At 71.6% G+C, this 21,016-nt stretch carries 15 protein-coding genes; 6 read left to right on the top strand and 9 right to left on the bottom strand.

The annotated features are described in order from the left end of the window. Nucleotides 1–53 precede the first annotated feature (53 nt). The 3 genes from JYK17_RS33225 to JYK17_RS33215 all read right to left on the bottom strand — a co-directional run bounded on the left by JYK17_RS33225 (nucleotide 54) and on the right by JYK17_RS33215 (nucleotide 4,420). Nucleotides 54–1,547, bottom strand: coding sequence for a serine/threonine-protein kinase (locus JYK17_RS33225; protein WP_261996423.1), 1,494 nt, complete (start codon nucleotides 1,545–1,547; stop codon nucleotides 54–56). 38 nt (nucleotides 1,548–1,585) lie between these two features. Next, nucleotides 1,586–2,185 (bottom strand): hypothetical protein, encoded by a 600-nt coding sequence (locus tag JYK17_RS33220; protein WP_222811831.1) that lies wholly within the window; start codon nucleotides 2,183–2,185, stop codon nucleotides 1,586–1,588. 102 nt (nucleotides 2,186–2,287) lie between these two features. Further along, complete coding sequence (locus JYK17_RS33215; protein ID WP_222811830.1) at nucleotides 2,288–4,420, bottom strand: N-6 DNA methylase; 2,133 nt, start codon at nucleotides 4,418–4,420, stop codon at nucleotides 2,288–2,290. A 194-nt stretch (nucleotides 4,421–4,614) separates the two neighbouring features. Here JYK17_RS33215 and JYK17_RS33210 point away from each other — a divergent pair, with 194 nt between their 5' ends. Beyond that, a complete protein-coding gene (locus JYK17_RS33210; protein WP_128802152.1) occupies nucleotides 4,615–5,289 on the top strand; it encodes an Rv1352/Rv1906c domain-containing protein in 675 nt (224 codons plus the stop codon). Nucleotides 5,290–5,336: 47 nt separating this feature from the next. Beyond that, nucleotides 5,337–6,152 (top strand): hypothetical protein, encoded by an 816-nt coding sequence (locus tag JYK17_RS33205; RefSeq protein WP_108008275.1) that lies wholly within the window; start codon nucleotides 5,337–5,339, stop codon nucleotides 6,150–6,152. A gap of 53 nt (nucleotides 6,153–6,205) precedes the next feature. Here JYK17_RS33205 and JYK17_RS33200 read toward each other — a convergent pair whose 3' ends face one another. Continuing rightward, on the bottom strand, nucleotides 6,206–6,925 hold the full coding sequence (locus tag JYK17_RS33200; RefSeq protein ID WP_128802153.1) for an HNH endonuclease family protein: 720 nt from the start codon (nucleotides 6,923–6,925) through the stop codon (nucleotides 6,206–6,208). A 187-nt stretch (nucleotides 6,926–7,112) separates the two neighbouring features. Here JYK17_RS33200 and JYK17_RS33195 point away from each other — a divergent pair, with 187 nt between their 5' ends. Further along, the gene (locus JYK17_RS33195; protein ID WP_108008279.1) at nucleotides 7,113–7,298 is read left to right on the top strand and encodes an antitoxin; all 186 of its coding nucleotides are present in this window, start codon (nucleotides 7,113–7,115) and stop codon (nucleotides 7,296–7,298) included. An 84-nt stretch (nucleotides 7,299–7,382) separates the two neighbouring features. Here the strand turns inward: JYK17_RS33195 and mfd are convergent, their stop codons facing one another. The 3 genes from mfd to JYK17_RS33180 all read right to left on the bottom strand — a co-directional run bounded on the left by mfd (nucleotide 7,383) and on the right by JYK17_RS33180 (nucleotide 14,572). Continuing rightward, nucleotides 7,383–10,913, bottom strand: a complete 3,531-nt coding sequence (mfd, locus tag JYK17_RS33190) for a transcription-repair coupling factor (RefSeq protein WP_108008281.1) — start codon at nucleotides 10,911–10,913, stop codon at nucleotides 7,383–7,385. Between the two features lie 294 nt (nucleotides 10,914–11,207). Further along, nucleotides 11,208–13,787, bottom strand: a complete 2,580-nt coding sequence (locus JYK17_RS33185; RefSeq protein WP_222811829.1) for an ABC transporter permease — start codon at nucleotides 13,785–13,787, stop codon at nucleotides 11,208–11,210. Next, entirely contained in the window at nucleotides 13,784–14,572 is a 789-nt protein-coding gene (locus JYK17_RS33180) for an ABC transporter ATP-binding protein (RefSeq protein WP_108008285.1), read from the bottom strand. Before JYK17_RS33180 ends, JYK17_RS33185 begins: the two co-directional genes overlap by 4 nt. 374 nt (nucleotides 14,573–14,946) lie before the next feature. On the opposite strand from JYK17_RS33180, the gene JYK17_RS33175 reads away from it, so the two are divergent. The 3 genes from JYK17_RS33175 (at nucleotide 14,947) to JYK17_RS33165 (ending at nucleotide 18,730) form a co-directional block, all read left to right on the top strand. Further along, complete coding sequence (locus JYK17_RS33175; RefSeq protein ID WP_372465354.1) at nucleotides 14,947–16,473, top strand: MFS transporter; 1,527 nt, start codon at nucleotides 14,947–14,949, stop codon at nucleotides 16,471–16,473. Between the two features lie 212 nt (nucleotides 16,474–16,685). Beyond that, complete coding sequence (locus tag JYK17_RS33170; RefSeq protein WP_108008287.1) at nucleotides 16,686–17,123, top strand: DUF485 domain-containing protein; 438 nt, start codon at nucleotides 16,686–16,688, stop codon at nucleotides 17,121–17,123. Beyond that, complete coding sequence (locus tag JYK17_RS33165) at nucleotides 17,120–18,730, top strand: sodium/solute symporter (protein WP_108008289.1); 1,611 nt, start codon at nucleotides 17,120–17,122, stop codon at nucleotides 18,728–18,730. Before JYK17_RS33170 ends, JYK17_RS33165 begins: the two co-directional genes overlap by 4 nt. A gap of 57 nt (nucleotides 18,731–18,787) precedes the next feature. Here the strand turns inward: JYK17_RS33165 and JYK17_RS33160 are convergent, their stop codons facing one another. Together JYK17_RS33160 and JYK17_RS33155 are read right to left on the bottom strand one after the other, a co-directional pair. After that, the gene (locus JYK17_RS33160) at nucleotides 18,788–19,675 is read right to left on the bottom strand and encodes a coiled-coil domain-containing protein (RefSeq protein WP_128802156.1); all 888 of its coding nucleotides are present in this window, start codon (nucleotides 19,673–19,675) and stop codon (nucleotides 18,788–18,790) included. A 227-nt stretch (nucleotides 19,676–19,902) separates the two neighbouring features. Continuing rightward, nucleotides 19,903–21,016: SUKH-4 family immunity protein (locus JYK17_RS33155; protein WP_261996419.1), on the bottom strand; the 1,114-nt coding region annotated here is incomplete at its 5' end.

The raw sequence follows: 21,016 nt of genomic DNA, 5'->3' as shown, positions 1-21,016 counted from the left end.
CGGGAAACACAAACCCCTGGAGATCACAAAAGTCCCCCAGGGATCGGCAAAGACTAGCCGCGCACCTGTCCCAGCCACTGCAGGGTGCGGCGGATCTCGGTCGCCAGGGGGTGGCCGGGGCCGCGCAGCCGCTCCACGTCGATGAGCAGCCGGGCGAGGGTGTCGTGGGCGGCGGGGCGGTCGCCGAGGGCGAGCAGGAGGTGGCCGATGCGGCGGCGGACGTCGTGGGAGAGCCCGGGGTCGCCGGCCACGTACTGGTTCTCGTAGTACGGCAGCAGTGCGCGGTACTCGGCGAGGGCCGCGGCCGGGTCGCCGAGTTGTTCCAGGCACTGGGCGGCCTCGTAGCGGAAGCGCAGCGACTGGGGGTCGGCCTGGCCGGCCTCGGCAGCGCGTTCGTCGGCGAGGCGGCGCAGTTCGGGCAGTGCGCGCCGGTACTGGCCGTCGTCCATGAGGGTCGCCGCGTACTGCTTGCGCAGTGTGCGCACCACCGGGGAGTGCTCGCCGTGCTGTTCGGCGGCGGCGGGCAGGATCGCGCCGAGGATGTCGACGGCCTGGGTGATGCGGCCCTCCCCGAGGAGGCGCTTGACGTCGTCGACGGCGCGGACGACATCGGGTTTCTCCGCCTTCTCGACGCCCTGCGCGGCCGGGGCGGGCTGCGGCGCGGGCGTGCGGGCGCGGTCCGGCCAGGGGGCGTGCGGGCGCACGAAGGGGCGGGTGGGGTCGAGGGGGCCTCCGGTGGGCATCCCGCGCGCGGGCAGGAGCAGCGCCAGGTGTTCGTACACCTCCTGCGCGGAGGCCGGGCGGTGCTGCGGGTCCTTCGCGAGCAGGCGCAGCACGAGCGCTTCGAGGGCTTCGGGGACCTCGGGGCGGATACGGCGCACCGGGACCGGCGGTTCGTACAGGTGCCGGTGCAGCACGCCGAGCGCGGTGGAGCCCGCGAACGGGACGTCGCCGCTGAGGAGTTCGTGGAGCAGCACACCGAGCGCGTACAGGTCGGTGTACGGGCCGACCGCGCCGCCCATCGCCTGCTCGGGCGCCATGTAGGCGGGCGAGCCGATGGGTGAGCCGGTGTGGGTCAGGCGTGTGGTGTCGGTGTCCATCACGGAGGCGACGCCGAGGTCGAGGACGGTGACCGTGCCGTCCTGCTTGACCATCACGTTCCTCGGCTTGAGGTCGCGGTGCACGATCGGCACCGCGTGCACGGCGCTGAGCACGGCGCACAGCTGCGCGGCGACCGCGACCGCCCACTGCCAGGGGTAGGGGTCGTGCTCGGCGAGATGGTCGGAGAGGTCGGCGCCGTCGACGTACTGCATGACGAGGAACAGCTCCTCGCCCTCGCTGCCCGCGTCGTGCACCGTGACGAGCCCCGGGTGGTCGACCTGTGCGGTCACCCGGCACTCGCGCACGAACCGGCGGCGCAGTTCCTCGGCCTCCTGCCCGGCCACCTTGTCGGGGCGCAGCAGCTTCACCGCCACGCGCCGGTCGAGCCGCTTGTCGTACGCCGTCCAGACCTGTCCCATGCCGCCCTGTCCGATGAGCGTGGACAGCTCGTAGCGGCCGGCGACGACACGTCCTGCCGCCACGGTCACCTTCCGCCCTCGTGGTTGCCGTCGGGCCGGCCCGGGTGCCGGCGCAGGTAGTCGCTGAGCTCGTCGAGTTCGGCGCGCACCTGGTCGATGCGAACGGGCGCGGGACGCTGCGGCGGGGGCGGCACGGGGGTGGCGGGCGCGGGGGCGGGCATGGGTGTCACCGGCGTCTGCGGAAGGGTCGCGGCGTACGGCGACGGGGGCTGCGGGTAGCCGTAGCCCATGCCGGGGGCCGGGGGCAGCGGATGGGCCGTGGGGTGGGGCCGGTAGTGGCGTATGTCCGTGTACAGGAAGTACCCGGTGCAGGCGGCGGCGTTGAGGAGCAGGATGCTCATCCCGATGTTGCCGTTCACCGTGCTGAAGTCGTCGGTGTTGTCGGTGGCGAGGAAGCCGAAACTCACGCCGAGGACCGCCAGCGAGCCGCCGAAGATCCACCAGTCCGAGCCCTTGCGGGTCACGATCGCCGCGCGCAGCGTCGCCACCCAGGCCAGGAAGCCGATGCTGAGGATCGGCAGCGCCGCGAAGATCACGCGCAGCAGGACCAACACCCCTGTCGAGGGTCGACGCGGCGGGGGCGGGGCGTAGCCGTGGCCCTGCATGGCTGCTCCTGGAGACCTGATGGGACGAACGTGGATGCCGAGTCCGAGCGTATAGGCCGACAACGACAACGGGTCACGGGTTGTACCGAACCGTTGTCCTGATCAGCCCGGTGCCACCGTCCCGTCCGTCAGCCCGTCGTACATTCCGCGCACGAGCTGCTCCCCGAGCCGGCCCGCGTGCCGCAGGGCGCGCTCGAAGTCGTCGAGGGCGCGGAAGCGGGCGCCGTAGCGCCGCTGTTCGTCCAGCGGGAGCCGCGGGAGCTGCAGGCGGCGCACGTCGAGCCGGGTGGCCGTGGACGCATAGCTGCTGGCCTGGCGGTTGTTGGCGGTGCCGCGCAGGAACCCGGCGAGGAACCAGGGGTCCAGGGCCGCGGGATCGGGGCGCAGGAGCACGAGGTTGCGCCCCAGGGCGGCGCCGGCAGTCGCGTCGTCGATGACGCGCGCCACCGAACCCCCGCCGAGCACCGGCACGACGATGTCGCCCGGTTCGGTCAGCACGGCCTCCTCGTCGCTCTCCGGCAGGGTGCCGGAGGGCGCGGTGCCGGCGAGGACGTCGTGGTCGGTGAGGACGGGCACGCGCGCGTGGCCGCCGTTTCCGCCGGTGCGCAGCACCAGGGCTCCCCCGCGCGCGAGTTCGCCCACCGTGGTCAGCGGCCAGCGCGCGGGCCGGCCGGCCTCCACGGGCGGCGGGGTGAGGTCGGCGGTCAGCCGCAGCGTCTCGCCGAGGCGTTCGCGTACGTCGGTGAGCGCGCCCGCGCCGTCGGCCGCGGCCGGGGGCGGCAGGTGCCGGGCCGGGGCGAGGTCGACGTCGTCGTCGAGGAGGTCGATCACGGGCACGGCGCGGGCCAGACCCGGGCGTTCCTCGAACGTGCCCCCGCGCGCGGGGGGCCGCCGGTCGTACGCCTGCCAGGCGTCCAGGACGCTTCCACGCACGGCCCGCCAGTCGGGCCCGCCGCGCCCCTCGGTGGCGTACTGCCCGGTGTCCACGAGCAGCAACTCCGGCTGCGCGGGCGCCTTGTCGGGCCGGCGCAGCACCCAGAGGTGGAGCGGGATGTTGTACGGGGGTGCCGCGCCGACGGGCAGGGCCACGACGGCACGCAGCGCGCCGCGGCGCAGCAGGTCGGCGCGGATGCGGCGGCCCGAGCGCCGGGAGGCGGCGGCGGGCGGCATCAGCAGGACGGCGCTGCCGCCGTCCTTCAGGCGGGCGAGCGCGTGCTGCACCCAGGCCAGCTCGGACTCGTTGCGGGCCGGGAAGCCGTACTCCCAGCGGGGGTCGTAGGCGAGTTCGTCGTGGCCCCAGTTGCGCTCGTTGAAGGGCGGGTGGCACAGGACGGCGTCGGCGCGCAGTCCGGGGTGCGCGTCGGCGCGCAGGGTGTCGCCCGCGCCGGCGTGCACGGCGGCCGGGGTGTGCAGGGCGAGCCGGAGCGCGGTGAGCGCGGCGAGTTCGGGGGCGCTGTCCTGCACGTAGAGCTCCTGGTCGGGGCGGGGCGCGACGGCGCGCAGCAGGGCGCCGGTGCCGCAGGCGGGGTCCAGGAGGGTGCGCGCGGGACCCGCGAGGTCGGCCATGAGCCCGGCGAGTTCGGCGGGGGTGAGCGTGTACTGGCGCGGGTTGGCGTCGAGATGCCGGCCGAGCAGGAACTCGAAGGCCTGGCGGGCGCCCGTCTCGGCGGCGAGTTCGGCGGCACCGCGCAGCAGCGGGGCGGAGGCCAGGAGTTGGGAGCTCGCGGGGGCGTGCACGGCGGGCGCGGCGTTCACAGTGGGCGCGGCGTGCACAGCGGGCTCCGCCGCCGCGGACGCGGCCCCCCTCCCGGAAGCCGGCTCCCCTCCAGCGGCCCTCCCCTCCCCGAACCGTGGCGCCAGCACCTCGTCCAGGGCCTTCGGCAGCAGTTCGGCCAGTCGTTCGTCCGTCCCGGCGCTCACCTCCAGCCACACGGTGGGGCGGGCGTGGATGAGCAGCAGGACGCAGCCGGCGTGGGTGAGCGCCGTGACGGGGCCCTCGGGGTGTCCGGCGAGCTGCTGCCAGACGCGTTCACGCAGTGGGACCTCGGCGAGTTTGCCCTGCTCGCGCAGCCAGGCCTCGACCTCGGCGAGCGCGAAGGACGGGCTGGTCTCGGTGCCGCCGACCGGCTTGGGGAAGTCGGCGTGGCGGCGGCGCCAGTTGCTGACGGCGGCGCGGCCGACCCCGGCGAGCCGCGCGATCCCGGCGGCGGTCACCTCTGTCGCGTTGTCCTGCACCGGCGGCTCCCCTCGTCGTCCCCACCGTCTGTGGGGCGAGCATACCGACGCACGCAAGATCTACGGATTCACGCCCGTGTACGTACCCGCATCCGTGAACCGTGTTGACTCGGTTCACAAGCTCTGCTCTTATTGACCCAGCGAACGAGCGGTCGCCGAAGGGCGGCGGCCGCGGTTCAAGGGGGGAACACGTCATGGGCATGAAGGGCAAGATCGCGCTGGGCGCCGTCGTGGGGGTCGTAGTCATCGGTGTCGCGTCGACGCACGGCGGCAACGGATCGAGCGACGGAGGCTCCGGCTCCGGCAAGGACTCCTCGGCGTCCGCCCACCACAGCTCCGGCGGCTCCAAGGCGGCCGCCACCAAGAAGAAGGCCGCGTTCGCCGGCGACGGCGACTTCCGGGTCGGCTCGGACATCAAGCCCGGCACCTACCGCACCACCGGCAACTCCGACGGCATGTGCTACTGGGAGCGCGCCAAGGACGCCAAGGGCGAGATGAACTCGATCATCGCCAACGACAATGTGAGCGGCACCAGTTACGTCACCGTCAAGGCCACCGACAGGTACTTCAAGTCCAACGGCTGCAAGGACTGGGAGGCCGTGGACACCAAGGCCAAGGGCACGCCCGCGACCGGGATGGCCGGCGACGGCGGCATGTTCCGGGTCGGCGCCGACATCGCGCCGGGCACCTACCGCTCCACGGGCAACTCCGACGGCACCTGCTACTGGGAGCGGGCCAAGGACGCCGGGCACTCGCTCGGCTCGATCATCGCGAACAACAACGCGACCGGCACGGCCGTCGTCACGATCAGTTCCTCGGACGCCTACTTCAAGACGACCGGCTGCCAGGACTGGAAGAAGACCGGCTGACCACCGCCGGCACCACCACACTCACCCTCACCCACCGAGGAATCTCCATGCGTCGCACCGCACTTGCCGCCGCCTGCCTGCTCGCCGCGGCCACCACAGGACTCGTCGGCTGCCAGTCCGGCAAGGACACGGCCGACGGCACGGCGGACGGCAAGGTGTCCGCCACGGCCGCCGCGAGCAGGCCCAAGGACCCCTTCGCCGGCCTGAGCGCCGACGAGATCGGCGACCGGGCCATGAAGGCCACCACCGAAGCCTCCTCGCTCCGGATGAAGGGCACCATCCAGGACGACGAGAGCGACGGCACGATCCGGATCGACATGGCCCTGGACAAGAAGAACGAGTGCGCCGGCACGCTCGGCATGGGCACACAGGGCAAGGCCGACCTGATCAAGACCGGCGACACCGTCTACATGAAGTACGACGAGGCGTTCCTGCGGGAGCAGAGCAAGGGCGAGTCCGCTGCCGACACCGACGCGGCCGTGACCATGCTGGCCGGGAAGTGGACCAAGATGTCCGCCAAGGGCTCGGACGCCAAGGACATCGCGGGCTTCTGCGACCTCGACTCGGTGCTCGGCGGCGCCGAGGACGTCGGCTCGGACGGCTCCTCGGGGAGCACGGACGCCCCCACGGCGACCCGGGCCGGCACGGCCAAGGTCGACGGCAGCACGGCGGCCGTCCTGAAGGTCAAGGACGGCAAGGAGCGCTACACGATGTACGTCGCCACCGAGGGCAAGCCGTACCTGCTGCGGCTGGACAGCACCGCGAAGGACCCGGGCTCGATCACCTTCGGCGACTTCGACGAGCCGGTCCCGGCGCAGAAGCCCGCCGGGAAGATCCTGGACCTGGACGCCCTGGGCGGCTGAACCGCCCGACACTCCTCAAGGACGTGCCGCGGCTCACGCGGAGGGGCCGCGGTTCAGTCCGCGTGGAAGCGGGAGGGTGCGTTCGTCGGATTGCCGCCGGAGGGCAGCTTCTGTCCGGGGCAGCTCCTGAGGACCTTCTCCATCGCGGCCTTCTCCGCGGCGGTCACCCACAGCCCGTACTTCTTCTTCACGGCGACCTGCGCGGAGACATAGGTGCACCTGAAGGCCTTGTTCGGCGGCAGCCAGGTCGCGGTGTCGCCGTCGCCCTTGGAGCGATTGGTGCCGGCGTCGACGCTGAGGAGGTTGAGCGGGTCGTTGGCCAGGGCTATGCGCTTGCTCGCGTCCCAGTACTTCGCGCCCTTCTGCCAGGCGTCGGAGAGGGCGACCATGTGGTCGATGTCGACCTGGCTGCGGCCGCGCCGGTAGGTCACCTTCTTGCCCGAGTACGGGTCCGACTCCAGGACGCCGTAGGAGACCTTGCAGGTCCCGCCGGTGAACCTCACGTCCTTCAGGTCCCGTTTGAGGATGTCGTCGCGGGTGTCGCAGCTGTTGGAGTCGGTGTCCGCCCAGGCGGTGCCGAACCTGTCGCGGGCGTATCCCGTCTTCGGCGCCCGCCCCTTCACCGTCAGCGACTCGGCCGCCGTGAGGGCGGCGCCCCCGCCACCGCCGGTCTGCTCCGGTCCGCCGGAGCCCGTCTTCGTCTCCGCCTTGCATCCGGCCACGGCGAACACCAGCACGACGGCTGCCGCGACCCCACCCCTCAGACGCCTCACGGCGCACCCTCCCCCTGCCAACGGGATCCGCCCCTGCCGGGCGTCTTCCCTGTGTACGACTCGCGCACACGGTAGCGACAGGGCGCACGGAGTCACGCACGAGGTCCAGACCACTTCGGGCTTAAGTGGTCGATTCGCGCAATCCGGTCGTACTGTCGAGGGTGAGCTACTCCGGAAGGAGCTCTGGATGGGCATCTTCGACAGGTTCAAGAGCAACCGCCAGATGCAGGACAAGGCCAAGAAGGCCTCCGACATGGCGGAGAAGAAGGTCAACGAGAGGACCGGCAACAAGTACGAGAGCCAGGTCGACGACGCACAGCAGAACATCGAGGGCCGGATGGGCATGGACCGGGACAAGCCGGAACAGCCGTAGGACGGACGCGACTACAGGCAGAGAAAGGCCGTCCGCGCGGGGCACCGGCTCGCGCGGACGGCCTTGCCCTGAGGGCGGTCCGGTCTACGACCCCAGGATCGACGTCAGGAACTCGCCGACCCAGCCCAGCAGTTCGCGTCCGACCAGCGGCTTGCCGCCCACCTTCGCGGTCTTCGGGCGCGGTACGAGCACCTGGTGCGCGGCCGGCTTGATGACGACGCCGGGGTACAGCCGCTTGACCCGCAGCTCCTGGGACTCGCGCAACTCCACCGGCGCGAAGCGGATGTTGCTGCCCTGCAGGACGATCTCGCCGACGCCGCACGCACGCGCGAGCATCCGCAGGCCCGCCACCAGGAGCAGGTTCTCCACCGGCTCGGGCAGCTTGCCGTAGCGGTCGACGAGTTCCTCGCGCACCGACTTGACGTCCTCCTCCGTGTTGGCGGAGGCGATGGCGCGGTAGGCCTGCAGGCGCAGGCGCTCGCCGGGGGCGTAGTCGTGCGGGACGTGCGCGTCGACCGGGAGCTCGATCTTGACCTCCAGCGGCGGCTCCTCCTCCACCCCGCCGTCCAGGGAGGCGCGGTAGTCGGCCACGGCCTCGCCGACCATGCGGACGTACAGGTCGAAGCCGACGCCCGCGATGTGGCCGGACTGCTCGCCGCCGAGGAGGTTGCCGGCGCCGCGGATCTCCAGATCCTTCATCGCGACGTACATGCCCGCGCCCATCTCGGTGTGCTGGGCGATGGTGGCCAGCCGCTCGTGGGCGGTCTCCGTCAGCGGCTTCTCCGGCGGGTAGAGGAAGTAGGCGTAGCCGCGCTCGCGGCCGCGGCCCACCCGGCCGCGCAGCTGGTGCAGCTGCGAGAGGCCGAAGTTGTCGCCGCGCTCCACGATCAGGGTGTTGGCGTTGGAGATGTCGATGCCGGACTCGACGATCGTGGTCGAGACGAGGACGTCGAACCTCTTCTCCCAGAAGTCGACGACGACCTGCTCCAGCGCCGACTCCGACATCTGGCCGTGGGCCGTCGCGATGCGCGCCTCGGGGACGATCTCGCGCAGCCGGGAGGCCGCCCGGTCGATCGACTCGACCCGGTTGTGGATGTAGAAGACCTGGCCCTCGCGCAGCAGTTCACGGCGGATCGCGGCGCCGATCTGCTTCTCCTCGTACGGTCCGACGAAGGTGAGGACCGGGTGGCGCTCCTCGGGCGGGGTGGTGATGGTCGACATCTCGCGGATGCCGGTGACTGCCATCTCCAGGGTCCTGGGGATCGGGGTCGCGGACATCGTCAGTACGTCGACGTTGGCGCGCAGCTTCTTCAGCTGCTCCTTGTGCTCGACACCGAAGCGCTGCTCCTCGTCGACGATGACCAGGCCCAGGTCCTTGAACTTGGTCTCGGAGGAGAACAGCCGGTGGGTGCCGATGACGACGTCCACCGAGCCCTCGCGCAGCCCCTCCAGCACGGCCTTGGCCTCGGTGTCCGTCTGGAAGCGGCTCAACGCCCGCACGTTGACCGGGAATTGGGAGTAGCGCTCGGAGAACGTGCTGAAGTGCTGCTGCACCAGCAGGGTGGTGGGCACCAGGACCGCCACCTGCTTGCCGTCCTGGACCGCCTTGAAGGCGGCGCGCACCGCGATCTCCGTCTTGCCGTAGCCGACGTCGCCGCAGATCAGGCGGTCCATCGGGACCGACTTCTCCATGTCGTCCTTGACCTCGGCGATGGTGGTGAGCTGGTCGGGCGTCTCCACGTACGGGAAGGCGTCCTCCAGCTCGCGCTGCCAGGGGGTGTCCGGGCCGAAGGTGTAACCGGGCGCCGCCATGCGCGCGCTGTACAGCTTGATGAGGTCGGCCGCGATCTCCTTGACGGCCTTCTTGGCGCGCGCCTTGGTCTTGGTCCAGTCGGCGCCGCCCAGCCGGTGCAGGGTGGGCGCCTCCCCGCCGACGTACTTGGTGATCTGCTCCAGCTGGTCGGTGGGGATGTAGAGACGGTCGCCGGGCTGGCCGCGCTTGGCGGGGGCGTACTCGACGACCAGGTACTCGCGGGTGGCGCCCTGCACGGTGCGCTGCACCATCTCGATGTAGCGGCCCACGCCGTGCTGCTCGTGGACGATGTAGTCGCCCGCCTCCAGGGTGAGCGGGTCGATGCTCTTGCGGCGGCGGGCCGGCATCCGGGCGCCGTCCTTGCCGGCCGCCTTCTGCCCGGACAGGTCGGTCTCGGTCAGCACCGCGAGCTTGAGGGCCGGGTCCACGAAGCCGTACTCGATGGAACCGCACGCCACGTGCACGACGGACGGGGAGATGGCGCCCAGCTCGGCGTCCAGGCGGGCGGCGATGCCCTCGCTGCCGAGGACCTCGACCGTGCGGGCGGCAGGGCCGTGGGCCTCGGTGACGTAGACCGTGCGCCAGCCGTCGGCGAGCCAGCCCTTGGTGTCGGCGAGGGCCTTGGCGGTGTCGCCGCGGTAGGTCTCGGGGGCGTGCATGCCGAGCTTGAGGGTGTCCGCCTCCAGCTCCAGGTCGGCGGCGAAGGGCGAGACCGACCACCACATCATGTCCAGCTCGCGCGCCCTGTCCCGCACGTCCGCGATGGACCACAGGGAAGCCGCGTCGACGTCGATGGGGGCCTCGCCGCCGCCCGCGGTGGCGGCCCAGGATGCCTGCAGGAACTCCTGCGAGGTGGCCACCAGGTCCGCGGCGCGCGTACGGACCCGCTCCGGGTCGCACACGAGAGCCATGGCGCCCTTGGGCAGCACGTCGAGGAGCAGCTCCATGTCGTCGACCAGCACAGGGGCCAGGGACTCCATGCCCTCGACAGCGATGCCCTCGGCGATCCTGCCGAGCAGTTCGCCCAGCTCCGGGTGCTCCTCGGCGAGGGCACGCGCACGTGCGCGGACGTCGTCCGTCAGCAGCAGTTCGCGGCAGGGCGGCGCCCACAGGCCGTGTTCGGCGACCTCCAGGGAGCGCTGGTCGGCGACCTTGAAGTAGCGGATCTCCTCGATGTCGTCGCCCCAGAACTCCACCCGCAGGGGGTGTTCCTCGGTGGGCGGGAAGACGTCGAGGATGCCGCCCCGGACGGCGAACTCGCCACGCTTCTCCACCAGCTCCACGCGCGCGTACGCGGCGGCGGCGAGGGCTTCCACGACGTCGTTCAGATCGGCGGTCCGGCCGGTGCGCAGGGCGACCGGCTCCAGGTCGCCCAGGCCCTTGACCTGGGGCTGCAGCACGGACCGCACGGGCGCCACGACGACGGAGACGGGGCCGGTCTCGGGGTCGTCGGGGCTGGGGTGGGCCAGGCGGCGCAGCACCGCGAGGCGGCGGCCCACGGTGTCGCTGCGGGGGCTCAGGCGCTCGTGCGGCAGGGTCTCCCAGGACGGGAACTCGACCACGCCGTCCGACGGCAGCAGGGTCCTGAGGGCCGCCGCGAGGTCCTCCGCCTCCCGGCCGGTCGCCGTCACCGCGAGCACGGGGCGGCCGGTCTCGCGGGCCATCGCGGCCACCGCGAAGGGGCGGGCCGCCGGGGGGCCGACCAGGTCGACGTGCATGCGGTTGCCGTCCTCCGCAGCCTTGACGGCTTCCGCGAGGGCGGGGTCCTTGACGACGGCGTCGAGCAGACCGTGCAGGCTCATTTGGCGGCTTTCATCCGGGGGCGGGCACCACGAACCGCCCGACACGCGCTGCGGGCCGGGGGTCCCTCCAGCGTACGACGCACCGCGCGAGGGTGCGGTGCCTGTGGAAAACGACGATCAAAGCGGGCTTGGCGCCGTCGCGCCACAGACAAAAGCGGGCTTGGCGCCATCCGCCACAAACAAACCCGACGCACGAACAAAACCCGGCGCCGAGGAGTCCCCCAAGACTCCCCGGCGCCGGGCCGTCCCCCGCAACCCCCGTCTGCGGTGGCCGTTCCCCCGTTCCCCTGCCCCCTATTCGGTGGCGATGGCGTTCAGGACGTTCATCCGGCCCGCCCGGAACGCCGGGATCAGGGCGGCGACCAGGCCCACCAGGGCGGAGCCGAGGAAGACCGTGATCAGGGTCGGCCAGGGGATCTCCAGAACCTTCAGGCCCTCCAGGGCGAGCAGCTTCTGGGCGGTGGCTCCCCAGCCCATGCCCAGGCCGAGGCCGAGCAGGGCGCCGAAGAGGGCGATGACCACCGACTCCATGCGGATCATGCGGCGCAGCTGGCGGCGGGAGAGACCGATCGCCCGCATCAGGCCGATCTCCCTGGTCCGCTCGACCACCGACAGGGCCAGGGTGTTCACCACACCCAGGATCGCGACGATGATCGCCAGCGCCAGCAGGCCGTAGATCATGTTCAGCAGCTGGCCGATCTGGTCCTTCAGCGCCTGCTTGTAGTCGGTCTGGTCGCGCACCTTGTACTGCGGGTAGTCGTGCAGCGCGGACTTCAGCGACTTGTACGCGGCGTCCTGCTGCCCGTCCTTGGCGGTGGCGAAGACCAGCTGGTCCAGCGGCATCTTGTCGGCGGGCACGTACTTGGCGAGCGTGGCGATGGAGGTGTACTTGGCGCCCGAGTCGATCACGACGTCGCTGCTGGTGATCGCCCGGACCGTCAGGTTCGCGGTCGCGCCGTCCTTGAACGCGATCCTGATCTTCGAGCCGAGGTGGATGCCGTGCGCCTTGGCGAACTTCTCGTGCACCGACATCGAGTTCGGCAGGTAGGCGTCCTTGAGGTTGCCGGCCACCGTCTTGGTGCGCAGGTCGGTGGCGTACGCCGGGTCGGCCGCCGTGATGTCGGTGTCCTTGAGCGTCCTGCCGTCGGGGGTGGTGTAGTCGCCCTCGTACGTCTTGTACTCGTCGACCCGCGCCAGGCCCGGTGTGCCCTTGACCGCCTTGACGGCCTGCGGGGTGACCAGCTGGCCGCTGTCGGACTGGATGATGAAGTCCGTGCCGACGGTCTTGTCGAGCTGGTCGGTGGCGGAGGCGACCATCGAGGAGCCGACCACGGAGAGGCAGGCGACCAGGGCGAGACCGATCATCAGGGCGGCGCCCGTGGCACCGGTGCGGCGCGGGTTGCGCAGCGCGTTGCGCTCGGCCATGCGGCCGACCGGACCGAACATGCGCAGCAGGACGGCGCCCAGGACGCGCACCACGCCGGCCACCAGGAGCGGGCCGATGACGACGAACCCGATCAGGGAGAGCACGACGCCCAGGCCGAGCCAGAGCGAACCGCCGCTCGCCTTGTCGGCGTTCGCGGCAAGGTAGAGGCTGTAGCCGCCGGCGCCGGTCAGCACGATGCCGATCAGGGCGCGGATGCGCCCGGCCTTCGCGTCGGCCGGGGCTCCGGCGTCGCGCAGGGCGGCCATCGGGGAGACCTTGCCGGCCCGGCGTGCGGGCAGGTAGGCGGCCAGGACGGTGACGACGACGCCGAGCAGGAGGCCGACGACCGGGGTGGTCCAGGCGACCGTCAGGTCGGTGGTCGACAGATGCATGCCCAGCTTGCCCATGAGCTTCATCAGCCCGACCGCGAGGCCGACGCCCGCGCCGACGCCCAGCACCGAGCCGAGGACGCCGAGCAGTGTCGCCTCGACCAGCACGGACCGGTTGACCTGCTTGCGGCTGGAGCCGATGGCCCGCATCAGGCCGATCTCGCGGGTGCGCTGGGCGACCAGCATCGAGAAGGTGTTGATGATCAGGAAGATGCCGACGAGGAAGGCGATCCCGGCGAAGCCGAGCATCGCGTACTTCATGACGTTCATGAAGCTCTCGACGTCCTTCTGGTTGGCGTCGGCGGTCTCCTTGGCGGTCTGCACCTTGTAGCCGGTGCCGAGGGCCGCGCGGACGTGCTGCTTCAGCTGCGGGTCGCTCACTCCGGAGGCGGCCGTGACGTTGACGTTCGTGTAGACGCCGGTCCTGCCCACCAGCGTCTGCTGCGCGGTCTTGGTGTCCAGGTAGAAGATGGCCGCGCCGGGGTTGGTGACCTGGAAGTCGGCGATGCCGGAGATCTTCGCGTGGTGCGTGCCGACCGCGCTGATCACACCGAGGTCGTCGCCGAGCTTCAGGTGGTGCTTGTCGGCGGTGTCGGCGTCCACCATCACCTGGCCGGGGCCCTTGGGCGCCGTACCGGAGGTGATCTTCATGGTGCGGGCGTCGTTGCCGTTCCAGCTGCCGACGATGGTCGGGCCGCCGCTGGTGGGCGAGAGGTTGTCCTTCTTGTGGTCGACGACGGTGACGGAGGTGGAGAAGACGGTCCCCTCCGCCGACTTCACGCCCTGCGCCGCGCGCACCTTGGCGAGCACGGAGGCCGGCATGACCGGCGGCCTGCCGTTGTCGGAGGTGGTCTCACCGCTGTCGGAGGCGCCCTTGGCGCTGACCGTGACATCGGACGAGGTCGCCTGGAACAGCTTGTCGAAGGTGGTGTTCATGGTGTCGGTGAACACCAGCGTCCCGCACACGAAGGCCACCGACAGCAGCACGGCGATCGCCGAGAGGGCCATGCGTCCCTTGTGCGCGAAGAAGTTGCGCATCGACGTCTTCAGGACGGTCATGACGTACGCCCCCGGGCGTCGAAGTCCTTCATGCGGTCCAGGACGGCCTCGGCGGTGGGCTTGTACATCTCGTCGACGATCCGGCCGTCGGCGAGGTACAGCACACGGTCCGCGTACGAGGCGGCGACCGGGTCGTGCGTGACCATCACGATGGTCTGTCCGAGCTCGTCGACGGAGCGCCGCAGGAAGCCCAACACCTCGGCGCCCGCACGGGAGTCCAGGTTTCCGGTGGGCTCGTCACCGAAGATGATCTCAGGCCGGGCGGCCAGCGCACGGGCCACGGCGACGCGCTGCTGCTGGCCGCCGGAGAGCTGGCTGGGCCGGTGCCTGAGCCGGTCGGAGAGCCCGACGGTGTCGACGACCCGCGCCAGCCACTGCTTGTCGGGCTTGCGCCCGGCGATGTCCATGGGCAGCGTGATGTTCTCCAGCGCGTTCAGCGTCGGCAGCAGGTTGAACGCCTGGAAGATGAACCCGATCCGGTCCCGGCGCAGCTGGGTGAGCTTCTTGTCCTTGAGCCCGGTGATCTCGGTCTCGTCCAGATAGATCTGACCGGAGGTCACGGTGTCGAGCCCGGCGAGGCAGTGCATCAGCGTGGACTTGCCGGACCCCGAGGGGCCCATGATCGCGGTGAACTGGCCACGGGCGATGTCCACGTCGACATGGTCGAGGGCGACGACGCGGGTCTCCCCGGACCCGTATGCCTTGACGACCTGTCGCGCTCGCGCGGCAACGGCCGTACGCCCTCCAGTGCCCCCGTGCCTGGGAATGGTCACGGCCGAAGTCATGGTTTGTCTCCTATGTCGGGCAGTGCGTGTGTCACTCGGATGTGGTTCGGATGTCGTTCGAACTGGTACGTCGATGAGTCTGGTCCCGGGAGGGGGTCCCGCGCGCTGGTGCCCAGCACCCTCTTCTACGGGGGAAAACCCCACCCCCGCCGGTTCGGTCAGCCGCCCCCCAGCGGCATAAAGCCAGGTTAAGGACGCCCGGCGCCCGTCTCGTCCTCCAGCGGTACGAACCCTCCCCGAGCCGTAGTACGGAGGAACCCCTAAGGGGTCTCCACCGACGGGTGGAGCCGGTCTAAGGGTTGGCTCCACCCACCCGCCCATCACCGTGCGCCCTGCCGCGGCGTGAGGTGCAAGTGGCACAGTTGTCCCGGCGGATGGATGCACGGGGAAGGAATCCGGTGGACCAGGGGGACACGGAGATACGGGCGTCGGTCGCGGACGAGCGATCGCCGGGCACCCCCGGACGGGGGGCTGTGGTCGCCGCGCTGATGCTGGCGACGGCGCTGCCCGCACTCGACGCCACCATCGTCTCGACGGCCGTACCGCAGATCGTCGGCGACCTCGGCGGCTTCTCCGTCTTCTCCTGGCTCTTCTCCGGCTATCTGCTCGCGGTCACGGTGACCCTCCCCGTCTACGGCAAGCTGTCCGACACCTTCGGCCGCAAGCCGGTCCTGGTCGCCGGCGCGTCCGTCTTCCTGCTCGGCTCGCTGCTGTGCGGTATGGCCTGGAGCATGGGCGCGCTGATCGCGTTCCGGATCGTGCAGGGCCTGGGCGGCGGGGCGTTGCAGGGCACCGTCCAGACGCTCGCCGCCGACCTCTACCCCCTCAGGGACCGCCCCCGGATCCAGGCCAGGCTGTCCACGGTGTGGGCGGTGTCGGCGGTGGCAGGACCCGGACTCGGCGGGATCCTGGCGGCCTACGCCGACTGGCGCTGGATCTTCCTGATCAACCTCCCCATCGGCGCACTGGCGTTGTGGCTGATCGTCCGTCATCTCCACGAGCCCGCACGGGAGTCGGCCGGTCGGCCCCGCATCGACTGGGCGGGCGCGCTGGCGGTGTTCGCCTGCGGCGGCGTCCTGCTGACCGCGCTGGTGCAGGGCGGGGTGGCCTGGCCCTGGCTGTCGGCGCCCTCAACGGCCTTGTTCGGTACGGGACTTGTGCTCGCCGTGGTTGTGGTCCTGGTGGAGCGCCGGGCGGCCGAGCCGATCATTCCCGGGTGGGTGTGGCGCCGCCGTACGATCGCGGCGGTGAATCTGGCGCTGGCCGCACTCGGGCTGCTGATGGTGGCGCCGAGCGTCTTCCTGCCGACGTATGCGCAGGCGGTGCTCGGCCTCGCGCCGGTGAGTGCCGGATTCGTGCTGTCCGTATGGACGTTGAGCTGGCCGGTGTCGGCGGCCCTGAGCCAGCACGTGTACCGCAGGATCGGCTTTCGCAACACGGCGATGCTAGGCATCGGGACGGCTGCGCTGATCCTGTTCGCCTTCCCCTTCCTGCCCTATCCCGGTGCCGCCTGGCAGCCGGCGCTGCTGATGCTGTGCCTCGGCGCCGCCCTCGGCGTCTTCCAGTTGCCGCTGATCGTGGGCGTGCAGTCGACGGTGCGGTGGTCGGAGCGGGGGACGGCGACGGCGTCCGTCCTGTTCTGCCGGCAGACAGGCCAGACGATCGGCGCCTCGGTCTTCGGCGCGGTCGCCAACGGCGTGCTCGCCTCCCGCCTCGGCGGCGCGGGCGACCTGGACTCGGTGACCCGGGGTCTGGATGCGGGCGCGGTGCCGGAGGCGACGCGGCGGGCGATCGCGGACGCGGTGCACTCGGTGTACGCGGGCGCGGGCTGCGCGGCCGCCGCGGCCTTCCTGGTCCTGCTCTTCCTCGCGCCCCGCCGCTTCCCCGTCCTCAAGGACTGACCGGGCTGCCCGGGCTGACCGGGCTGACCGGGCTGACCGCACCGACCGAACGGACCGACTGACCGTCAAAAGTCTGAGTTAACGCGGGTAACACCGCAGGTCAGTGAAGTAAGCGCGTACCGACCGACCAGTTTGGTGAAAACCTCGCGCCACGTCAGTACCGACGAGTAGCCTCCGCCGGACCGGCCCCGAGCCGCTCAAGGAGCACCGGTATGTCCTACGACCCGTCCCCGCATCCACCCCCGCGCCCCACCGTGTCGCCCGCGTACGACCTGACCTACCCCTGGCAACCGCCCCTGACCGACCCGCCGCAGGCCGCCCGGCGCCGGCCGGCCGAACCCGCCCTCGGGCACCACAGCGATCTGCGCATCCTGCGCAGCGCCTACCGCTGGCAGCGGCGCACCGCCACCCTCACCGCGCTCGGCTACTTCACGCTGTTCCTCATCCTGTCGGCATTCGCACCGTCGCTGATGACGAGCGAGATCGCCGACGGACTGCCCACCGGACTGCTGCTCGCCCTGCTGCAGGTCCCGGTCACCTGGCTGGCCATCGCGCTGTACGAGCACACGGCCCGGCGCAACGTCGACCCGATCGCCGCCCGTATCCGCAAGCAGTCCGAGGTGGACGCCAAGCGGGAGGCGGCACGATGACCCACTTCAGCGGCAACGCCCAGGCCATGTCCCTGGTCGCCTTCTCCGCGGTCGCCACGATCACGCTGCTGCTGTGCGTGATGACGGGCCCCGACGGCGACGACCTCGACGAGTTCTACACCGGCTACGGCTCCCTCTCCCCCATGCGCAACGGCCTCGCGATCGCGGGCGACTACATCTCCGCGGCGAGCGTGCTGGGCACCGGCGGCGTGATCGCCCTGTGCGGCTACGACGGGATCGCGCTCGCCCTGAGCACCGCCCTGTCGCTGATGCTGCTGATGTTCCTGCTGGCCGAACCCCTGCGCAACGCGGGCCGGTTCACCATGGGCGACGCCCTCGCGCGGCGCATGCCGGGCCGCACCGTGCGCATCACCGCCTGCGCGGTGACCATCGCCGCGCTGCTGCCCCTGATGCTGGTCCAACTGGCCGGAACGGGACAGCTGCTGGCCTTCATCCTGGGCTTCTCCGCCGACGCGCTCAAGACCGGCTGCATCATCGGCCTGGGCGCCCTGATGATCAGCTACGCGGCCATCGGCGGCATGAAGGGCACCGCCCTCATCCAGATCCTGAAGATCGTGATGCTCCTGGGATCGGGCGCCGTGGTCGCCGTACTGATGCTGCGCCGCTTCGACTGGGACCCGGGCGCGCTGTTCCACACGGCCGCAGGCCAGAGCGGGGTCGGCTCCCGCTTCCTGCACTCCGGGGTGCAGTTCGCGGGCAGCTCCCACCCCCGTCTGGACATGATCACCTCGGAGCTGACGGTCGTCATCGGCGGCGCCTGCCTGCCGCACGTCACCATGCGCATGTACACCGCGCGCAGCGCCCGCCAGGTGCGGCGCTCCATGTCGTGGGCGGTGTCGCTGGTGGTGCTGTTCGTCCTCATCATCACGGTGATCGGCTTCGGCGCCACGGCGCTCATCGGGCGGGCGACGATCGCGGGGGCCGACCCGCAGGGCAACACGGCCTATCTGCTGGGCTCACGCGCCGCCTTCGGCCCGGACGTCTCCACCGCGGAAACGTTCCTGTTCACCACGGTCACCACCGCGATCTTCCTGACCCTGCTGGCCTCCGTCGCGGGCATGATCCTCGCCTGCGCCAACTCGCTCGCCCACGACGTCTTCGCCACCCGCGTCCAGGAGATGTCGGAGCGGCGCGAGATGACCCTGGCCCGGGTCTCGGCCCTCGCGGTCGGTGCTCCGGCGATCCTGCTGGCCACCCTCGTCCAGCACCGCAGCCTGCAGCCCCTGGTGACGCTCTCCTTCTGCCTGGGCGCCTCCGCCCTCGCCCCCGCCCTCGTCTACAGCCTCTTCTGGCGCCGCTACACCCGAACCGGCCTGCTGTGGACCCTCATCGGCGGCACGGCAGCGGTCCTGGTGCTGATGCCGGGCACCAACCTGGTCTCCGGCTCGCCCATCTCGGCGTTCCCCGACGCCGACTTCAACTGGTTCCCGTTCACCACGACGGGCCTGGTGACGATCCCGCTGGGCTTCGCCTTCGGCTGGCTCGGCACCGCCATCTCCGGCCGCAGGGCCGCCGAGGAACAGCGCCACCAGTACGAGGCGGTGGAGGGCTGGATCCTGGCGGGAGCGGTGCGCAGAAGCGGCTGAGCACGAGGCGCGCCGGCGACGGCGCACGGCCGGGGCCCGCACGCCCCGGCCCGCCGGTCACTCCCCCGACGCCGAACCCGTCAGCGCCGTAAGACTGTTGCGTACGACGTCCATCTCCGCCTGCACGCCGCCGGACCGCTCCTCGTGCTCGCGCAGCACCAGCTCCGTCTCCCGGGCGATCTGCTCCGCACGCGAGCGAGCCGCCGCCAGGATCTCGGCGGCACGCTCGCGTGCCTCCTCCTGGCTGCGCCGGTCGAACTCCTCCGCCTGCGCGAACTCCCGCTCCGCCGCGGCCAGTTCCGCCTCCGCGCGGGCCGTGCGCTCGGCCCCCAGGGCATCGCGCCCGGCGAACCGGTCGGACTCCAGCTGCTCCACCTCGGCCCACCGCCGTGCGCACTCCGCGGCCTGCTCGGTGAGCATCGCGGCGGTACGCCGGCGCACCTCCCGCAGCGCGGTCAGCGCCTCGCCGCGGCCCTCCTTCACCGCACGCCGGGCATCGACACGGATCTCGTCCGCCTCGGCCTGCGCCGCGAGCAGCCGGTGACGGGCCCGGTCCTCGGCCTCGGCGCGCACGGTGTCGGCGTGCGCCTGCGCTGCCTCCCGCACGCCGTCCGCGTGCTCCTCGGCCTCCTCGTGCAGCCGCCGGGCCTCCTGCCGCGCCCGCTCCCGTACCGCCTCGGCCTCCTCCAGCGCCGACTGGAACAGCCGCCGCGCACCCTCGCCGAGGGTCTCGTACGACTGTGGGGCCAGCTGCGCCACATGCTCCTGCAGCAGCTCGGCCTCCACCTCCATGTCCCGGGCCAGCACGGTGAGCCGGGCCGCCCGCTCCCAGGCGGCGTCCCGGTCCTGGGCCAGCGCCTCGGCGAGGGCCTCGACCTGCTCGGGACAGTAGCCACGCCCCCGCAGGCCTCCGAAGCCGTGGGGCAAGACCGGCGTGCCGCGCATCCTGGGACCCCTCTCCGCCGAGTGGGCGCGAAATGATGATTTCGCGCACATCTTGATATATCGGACGGAAGTCTTCATAACGCGACACTCCGGGCGACGCTCGCGGTCGCACGACGACCGCACGGCGTTCGCACGCCAAAGGGCCGGGCCAGTCGTCGAAACGACCGGCCCGGCCCTCGGGGTCCAAGCAGCGCGAACGCGTCAGCGGCGGATGCGTCAGGGGCAGGTCACAGCAGCCCGTCCCACATCTGCTCCAGCAGCACCGACCACCAGCTCTCCGGCGAGCCGAGCGCCGCCGGGTCGAGGGAGGCCAGCTGCGCCTGGAAGTCGACGGTCCAGCGGCCCGCCTGCTCCTGGTTCAGCCCGAACCTCAGACGCCACATCCGGCCCAGCAGCGCCATGCACCGCTGGAACTCGGGCAGCCCCGTGTTCACGAACTGCGGCGGCACCGGCGCCCCGCCCGGGCCCGACTCCACCGGCACGGCCACGATGTTCGCCGTGCCGTACTGCACACAGATCGCCTTGCCGAAGTCGCTGCCCATGACCAGGTACGAGCCCGCGTCGGAAGCCGGCTGCACACCGCGCTCCTGCGCCAGTTCTGCGAGCGTCGGCACGGGCCGGCCCGGCTGGGCCTGCGCCCAGAAGAACGGGCCCATGTCCATCGGCAGCCCGCCCATGACCAGCCCCTGCGCCACGACCGGCGGCACACCCTGCCGGGACACCGCCACCTGCTCGAACCGGAAGACGCCCGGTCCGAAGGCACCCGCCAGCTCCTGCGCGATGCTCTCCGGCGGGATCGGCGGCGCCGCCTGCACCGGCGGCAGCGACGCACGCACCGGCGCCGGACGCGCCGGACCGTCCGCGACCTGGTGCAACTCGCCCTGGTGCGCGATCAGTTGCTGCATGCCCTGCTGCCGGCTCGCATGATCCGTGCCGTACGGGGCGATCGACGCCAGCCGCGCCTGCGGCCACTGCTCACGGATCATCCGCGCACAGTACGCACCCGGCAGCGCGCACGATTCCAGCTCCGTGTGCAGCTCCAACACCTGGTCCGGCGGCACGTTCATGGCGCGCAGCTCATGGAAGATCTGCCACTCCGGGTGCGGGGTGCCCGGCGCCGACCGCCTGATCAACTGCTGCTCGGACCCGTCCTGCGCGCGATAGCGCAGCACGGCCTGGTAGCCGGGGCCCACCGTCGGCTGCCCCTGCGGCTGCGGATAGCCGTACGACGGCTGCGGACCGGGCCCCGCCTGCCCCGGCGGAGGCATCGCACCGGGCGGCACGGGCGGCGCGACATGCGGCGGCATCCCGGGCGCACCGGGCGGCTGCGGCGCACCGGGA

Origin of the sequence: Streptomyces plumbidurans (assembly GCF_019857225.1) — a bacterium.
Classification (GTDB): Bacteria; Actinomycetota; Actinomycetes; order Streptomycetales; family Streptomycetaceae; genus Streptomyces; species Streptomyces plumbidurans.
Note: the sequence above shows the minus strand (reverse complement) of the source record. Positions and strands in the feature narration are given on the sequence as shown.